Below are 3,527 nucleotides of genomic sequence, written 5' to 3'. Positions count from 1 at the left end.
CCGTAAGCTGCACCTCAAACCCCCGGATCAGGCTCTCCAGGCCATGCAGAAAGGCCTGCTCACCATCATCACTGTCCATAATCTGCAGCGCTTCCCGCAATAGCGGCGGCAGGTTTTCGTCCGGTGCTGCAGGGCGGTCGGTCAGGGCGGCAGTATGCTCCTGCTGCTCCAGTACGGCACCAAGGGTAAAATGACTGACCGCTGAAATCGCATATAACCCGTCGCGCAGTGAAAAGCCGTTTTCTGTCATAAAGCGTAACTGGGTTTCCACCGTATCATACTGTTTTTCATCAGGGCGGGTGCCGAGGTGCACTTTTGCCCCGTCACGGTAACGCAGCAGCGCCCGGCGGAAACTCATTGCATTATTGCGCAGAAATGACTGCCAGGATTCCCCCGCCGCAGGCAGTGAATAATCATGATGACGCGCCAGGATCTCCACCGCCAGCGCATCCAGTAACGCCCGTTTATTTTTCACATGCCAGTAAAGTGTCGGCTGTTCTATTCCCAGCTTCTGCGCCAGCTTGCGGGTCGTCAGCCCGTCAATCCCTGTCTCATTCAGCAGTTCCAGTGCCGCATCAATAACCGATTCTCTGTTCAGCCGTGCCATGACCGTCTCCTCCGATTTTCAGATTGACACTCTATCATTGATAGGGATATATTCCAACTCTATCAATGATAGGGAATTAACACAGGATCTGAAAAATGAATAAACCCGCTGTCATCGCGCTGGTGATTACACTGCTGGACGCGATGGGAATTGGTCTGATCATGCCGGTATTACCGTCACTGCTGCGGGAATATCTCCCGGAAGCGGATGTGGCAAACCATTACGGCATTCTGCTGGCGCTGTATGCGGTGATGCAGGTCTGTTTTGCTCCGCTACTGGGCAGATGGTCAGATAAGCTGGGGCGCAGACCGGTGCTGCTGTTATCCCTGGCGGGTGCCGCGTTTGATTACACACTGCTGGCACTGTCCAATGTGCTGTGGATGTTGTATCTCGGGCGGATTATCTCCGGGATCACTGGTGCCACCGGCGCGGTTGCGGCTTCGGTAGTGGCGGACAGCACGGCGGTCAGCGAGCGTACCGCCTGGTTCGGCCGTCTCGGTGCGGCCTTTGGTGCCGGGCTGATTGCCGGGCCGGCTATCGGCGGACTGGCGGGGGATATCTCACCGCATCTGCCGTTTGTCATTGCGGCAATACTGAATGCCTGCACCTTTCTGATGGTCTTTTTTATCTTTAAACCGGCGGTACAGACAGAAGAAAAACCGGCGGAGCAGAAACAAGAAAGCGCAGGTATCAGCTTTATCACACTGCTTAAACCTCTGGCGCTGTTGCTGTTTGTCTTTTTTACCGCGCAGCTTATCGGGCAGATCCCGGCCACTGTCTGGGTATTGTTTACGGAGAGCCGCTTTGCCTGGGACAGCGCGGCGGTCGGTTTTTCACTGGCGGGACTCGGGGCGATGCATGCACTGTTTCAGGCGGTGGTTGCCGGGGCGCTGGCAAAACGGCTGAGTGAGAAAACCATTATTTTCGCCGGATTTATTGCCGATGCCACCGCGTTTTTACTGATGTCTGCTATCACTTCCGGATGGATGGTGTATCCGGTCCTGATCCTGCTGGCAGGCGGCGGAATTGCACTGCCTGCATTGCAGGGCATTATCTCTGCCGGGGCATCGGCGGCAAATCAGGGAAAACTACAGGGTGTGCTGGTCAGCCTGACCAATCTGACCGGCGTGGCGGGCCCGCTGCTGTTTGCTTTTATTTTCAGTCAGACACAGCAGAGTGCGGACGGTACGGTGTGGCTGATTGGCACGGCACTGTACGGTCTGCTGCTGGCAATCTGTCTGCTGATCAGAAAACCGGCACCGGTGGCGGCCACCTGCTGACCGGCGCTATACAGGCAGCGCTGTTGTGCGGTATGGTGGACGGCATTCGTGCTTATCGCCTGCCATGATAAGCCTCAGACACAGAGGAACCGTTATGAAATCACGCGCAGCAGTCGCCTTCGGGCCGGGTTTACCCCTTGAAATTGTTGAAATTGATGTGGCACCGCCGAAGAAAGGTGAAGTGCTGGTGAAAATCAGTCACACCGGGGTATGCCATACCGATGCCTACACGCTTTCCGGTGATGATCCGGAAGGTCTGTTCCCGGTGGTGCTCGGCCATGAAGGTGCCGGGGTGGTGGTTGAGGTCGGTGAGGGCGTGACCAGTGTGAAACCGGGCGACCATGTGATCCCGCTGTACACCGCCGAGTGCGGCGAGTGTGATTTCTGTACCTCCGGTAAAACCAACCTCTGTGTTGCCGTCCGCGAAACCCAGGGCAAAGGCGTGATGCCGGACGGCACCAGCCGTTTTTCGTATAACGGTCAGCCGCTCTATCACTATATGGGCTGCTCGACATTCAGCGAATATACCGTTGTGGCGGAAGTATCACTGGCGAAAATCAATCCGCAGGCCAATGCGGAGCAGGTTTGCCTGCTCGGCTGCGGCGTGACCACCGGGATCGGCGCGGTACACAATACCGCGAAGGTACAGGAAGGGGATTCTGTGGCGGTATTCGGCCTCGGCGGTATCGGGCTGGCCGTGGTGCAGGGCGCACGTCAGGCAAAAGCGGGGCGCATCTTTGCCATCGATACCAATCCATCCAAGTTTGAGCTGGCAAAACAGTTCGGCGCCACAGACTGCATTAATCCCAATGATTATGACAAACCTGTTCAGCAGGTGCTGGTCGAAATGACCAAATGGGGTGTGGATCATACCTTTGAATGTATCGGCAATGTCAATGTGATGCGGTCGGCGCTGGAAAGTGCGCACCGTGGCTGGGGGCAGTCGGTAATTATCGGGGTGGCGGGTGCCGGAAAAGAGATTTCAACCCGTCCGTTCCAGCTGGTGACCGGCCGGGTCTGGAAAGGCACGGCGTTCGGCGGCGTGAAAGGGCGTACCCAGTTGCCGGGAATGGTGGAAGATGCCATGAGCGGCAAAATCGAGCTGGCGCCGTTTGTCACGCACACCATGGAACTGGATAAAATCAATGAAGCTTTTGATTTGATGCACGACGGCAAATCCATCCGCACAGTCATTCATTACTGATAACGTATTCAGGGAGATACTATGGAACGGATTGAACATCACGTCTGTTTCGGCGGCAGCCAGGAAGTCTGGCGTCACCACTCTGCGGTGACCGGCACGCCGATGACTTTTTCCGTGTTTCTGCCGCCGCAGGCAAAAACAGAGAAATGTCCTGTGCTGTACTGGCTTTCCGGGCTGACCTGCAACGAGCAGAATTTTATCACCAAAGCCGGGGCACAGCGTTACGCAGCGGAACACGGCCTGGTGATTGTCGCGCCGGATACCAGTCCGCGCGGCAGTCAGGTGGCGGATGATAAAGAGTACGATCTCGGCCAGGGTGCCGGGTTTTATGTCAATGCCACACAGGAGCCGTGGAAAGCGCATTATCAGATGTATGATTATATTCTGAATGAGCTGCACACCCTGGTAAGCGGGCATTTCGGCACATCGGAAAAAC

At 56.1% G+C, this 3,527-nt stretch carries 4 protein-coding genes; 3 read left to right on the top strand and 1 reads right to left on the bottom strand.

Annotation, left to right across the window (positions count from 1 at the left end; translation table 11 throughout):
* On the bottom strand, positions 1-607 hold a 607-nt coding region (gene tetR(D), locus PSF42_RS20565; protein ID WP_107321340.1), incomplete at its 3' end, for a tetracycline resistance transcriptional repressor TetR(D).
* Between the two features lie 95 nt (positions 608-702).
* Between tetR(D) and tet(D) the strand changes: the two genes are divergently transcribed.
* The 3 genes from tet(D) to PSF42_RS20550 form a co-directional block, all read left to right on the top strand.
* Positions 703-1,887: a tetracycline efflux MFS transporter Tet(D) gene (gene tet(D), locus PSF42_RS20560; RefSeq protein WP_001039466.1), complete on the top strand. Its 1,185-nt coding sequence runs from the start codon at positions 703-705 to the stop codon at positions 1,885-1,887.
* Positions 1,888-1,981: 94 nt separating this feature from the next.
* Positions 1,982-3,091 (top strand): S-(hydroxymethyl)glutathione dehydrogenase/class III alcohol dehydrogenase, encoded by a 1,110-nt coding sequence (locus PSF42_RS20555; RefSeq protein WP_000842134.1) that lies wholly within the window; start codon positions 1,982-1,984, stop codon positions 3,089-3,091.
* Positions 3,092-3,112: 21 nt separating this feature from the next.
* The coding region (locus PSF42_RS20550; protein WP_247185122.1) for an alpha/beta hydrolase-fold protein at positions 3,113-3,527 on the top strand (415 nt) is incomplete at its 3' end.

Origin of the sequence: Providencia sp. PROV032 (assembly GCF_028484875.1) — a bacterium.
Lineage (GTDB): Bacteria > Pseudomonadota > Gammaproteobacteria > Enterobacterales > Enterobacteriaceae > Providencia > Providencia rettgeri_E.
This window is presented reverse-complemented; position numbering and strand designations above follow the sequence as displayed.

Coding starts and splice junctions, on each gene's coding strand:
- PSF42_RS20555 (WP_000842134.1), top strand. CDS start 1,982: ATGAAATCACGCGCAGCAGTCGCCTTCGGGCCGGGTTTACCCCTTGAA.